Origin of the sequence: Mesorhizobium sp. B2-7-3 (assembly GCF_006440715.1) — a bacterium.
Taxonomy (GTDB): domain Bacteria; phylum Pseudomonadota; class Alphaproteobacteria; order Rhizobiales; family Rhizobiaceae; genus Mesorhizobium; species Mesorhizobium australicum.
Genome location: NZ_VFTY01000002.1, coordinates 547,501 through 550,000, shown reverse-complemented (window position 1 = coordinate 550,000; position 2,500 = coordinate 547,501). Strand labels below are relative to the sequence as shown.

Genomic DNA, 2,500 nt, shown 5'->3' with positions numbered 1-2,500 from the left:
AACCTGTGACCTTCAGGTTATGAGCCTGACGAGCTACCGGGCTGCTCCACCCCGCGCCACCTCTAGGCAAGCGTTTGCTTGCAAATCTAGGCAAGCGTTTTCTTGCCGATCTTGGCAAGCGTTTGCTTGCTTTTTGTCTCCACCAAATGAAAGGGCCGCTTAGAGCGGCCCGGGATCCCTTGGCGGGCCTTTATGCATGTTGCCCAAAAGAGTTAGCGGTTTGGGGCAACGACATGCATCGAACGACGTGCAGAGAAGATTTCACGGTCATCCGATTGGATGAGAGTTTGAACGTGCGTTTTGCAGACCTGGCAGCGACCTACTCTCCCGCGTCTTGAGACGAAGTACCATCAGCGCTGGAGCGTTTCACGGCCGAGTTCGGAATGGGATCGGGTGCAGCCGCTCCGCCATAACCACCAGGTCGGCAAAACGCACGTTATTCGAGAAGCTGGGTTAGGGATTAAGCAGTAGGGAATGGTGAGTAGGGGATACCTGCTCGCCATCCGGTCGTGCCGTTGCCCGTCTTTCCGCGCCAAGGCGATGCTTTGCAGGTTGCTTCCGGGCAAAGCCCGCAAGCGCGACTGCGCGTCGCCGGTCGTCCGGCGCCCTCGCGGAGCATAGGCCCGTAAGGGCCGCTCATGCGTGAGCGCTGGTCAGACCATTTGACTTCATCAAATGGGTATTAGGAATGAGAACGATCAAGCCGATCGAACTATTAGTACCGGTAAGCTTCAAGCGTTGCCGCTCTTCCACACCCGGCCTATCAACGTGGTCGTCTTCCACGGTTCTCAGGGAATACTCGTTTTAAGGTGGGTTTCCCGCTTAGATGCCTTCAGCGGTTATCCCGTCCGGATATAGCTACCCTGCTATGCGGCTGGCGCCACAACAGGTCCACCAGAGATCCGTCCATCCCGGTCCTCTCGTACTAGGGACAGATCCTTTCAATATTCCTACACCCACGGCAGATAGGGACCGAACTGTCTCACGACGTTCTGAACCCAACTCACGTACCGCTTTAAATGGCGAACAGCCATACCCTTGGGACCTGCTCCAGCCCCAGGATGCGATGAGTCGACATCGAGGTGCCAAACAACCCCGTCGATATGGACTCTTGGGGGTCATCAGCCTGTTATCCCCGGCGTACCTTTTATCCGTTGAGCGATGGCCCTTCCACGCGGGACCACCGGATCACTATGACCGACTTTCGTCTCTGCTCGACTTGTCAGTCTCGCAGTCAGGCAGGCTTATGCCATTGCACTCAGCGAACGATTTCCGACCGTTCTGAGCCCACCATCGCGCGCCTCCGTTACTCTTTAGGAGGCGACCGCCCCAGTCAAACTACCCACCATACATTGTCCCGGACCCGGATAACGGGCCGCGGTTAGACATCCATAGTGATAAGGGTGGTATTTCAAGGGTGGCTCCACCTGAGCTGGCGCCCAGGTTTCAAAGCCTACCACCTATCCTACACATGCCACTACGAATGCCAATGTAAAGCTATAGTAAAGGTGCACGGGGTCTTTCCGTCTAACCGCAGGAACCCCGCATCTTCACGGGGAATTCAATTTCACTGAGTCTATGCTGGAGACAGCGGGGAAGTCGTTACGCCATTCGTGCAGGTCGGAACTTACCCGACAAGGAATTTCGCTACCTTAGGACCGTTATAGTTACGGCCGCCGTTTACTGGGGCTTCGATTCAGAGCTTGCACCCCTCCTCTTAACCTTCCAGCACCGGGCAGGCGTCAGACCCTATACGTCGTCTTGCGACTTCGCAGAGCCCTGTGTTTTTGATAAACAGTCGCTACCCCCTGGTCTGTGCCACCCTCCTCCACTTGCGTGGAAAAGGGTCACGCTTCTTCCGAAGTTACGCGTGCAATTTGCCGAGTTCCTTCAGCATAGTTCTCTCAAGCGCCTTGGTATACTCTACCAGACCACCAGTGTCGGTTTCGGGTACGGTTTATAAGGAGGAGCTATTTCCTGGAACCACGCAGCAGCCCGTTCAATCCGATAAGATTGGACTACCTCAATGATCCGTCACTACCTCCAAGCCCACGAATATTAACGTGGTTCCCATCGACTACGCGTTTCCGCCTCGTCTTAGGGGCCGGCTAACCCTGCTCAGATTAGCTTTAAGCAGGAACCCTTGGTCTTTCGGCGGGGGAGTCTCTCACTCCCCTTACGTTACTCATGTCAGCATTCGCACTTCTGATACCTCCACCACCCCTCACGGGTATGGCTTCGTCAGCTTACAGAACGCTCCGCTACCGCTTGGCCCTTGCGGACCAAACCCTAAGCTTCGGTGTATGGCTTTAGCCCCGTTACATTTTCGGCGCAAAGACCCTTATTTAGACCAGTGAGCTGTTACGCTTTCTTTAAATGATGGCTGCTTCTAAGCCAACATCCTGGTTGTTTTGGGATCCTCACATCCTTTCCCACTTAGCCATAACTTGGGGACCTTAGCTGTAGGTCAGGGTTGTTTCCCTTTTCACGACGGACGTTA

General features: G+C 55.0%; 1 tRNA gene and 2 rRNA genes (2 of these 3 running past the window's edge). All 3 read right to left on the bottom strand.

The features are described 5' to 3' along the window. Positions 1-56: transfer RNA gene (locus FJW04_RS06635), tRNA-Met, on the bottom strand (it extends 21 nt beyond the left edge of the window). 250 nt (positions 57-306) lie between these two features. Then, positions 307-421 (bottom strand): 5S ribosomal RNA (rrf, locus tag FJW04_RS06630). Positions 422-694: 273 nt separating this feature from the next. Then, positions 695-2,500, bottom strand: a 23S ribosomal RNA gene (locus tag FJW04_RS06625); it runs 1,026 nt beyond the window's last position.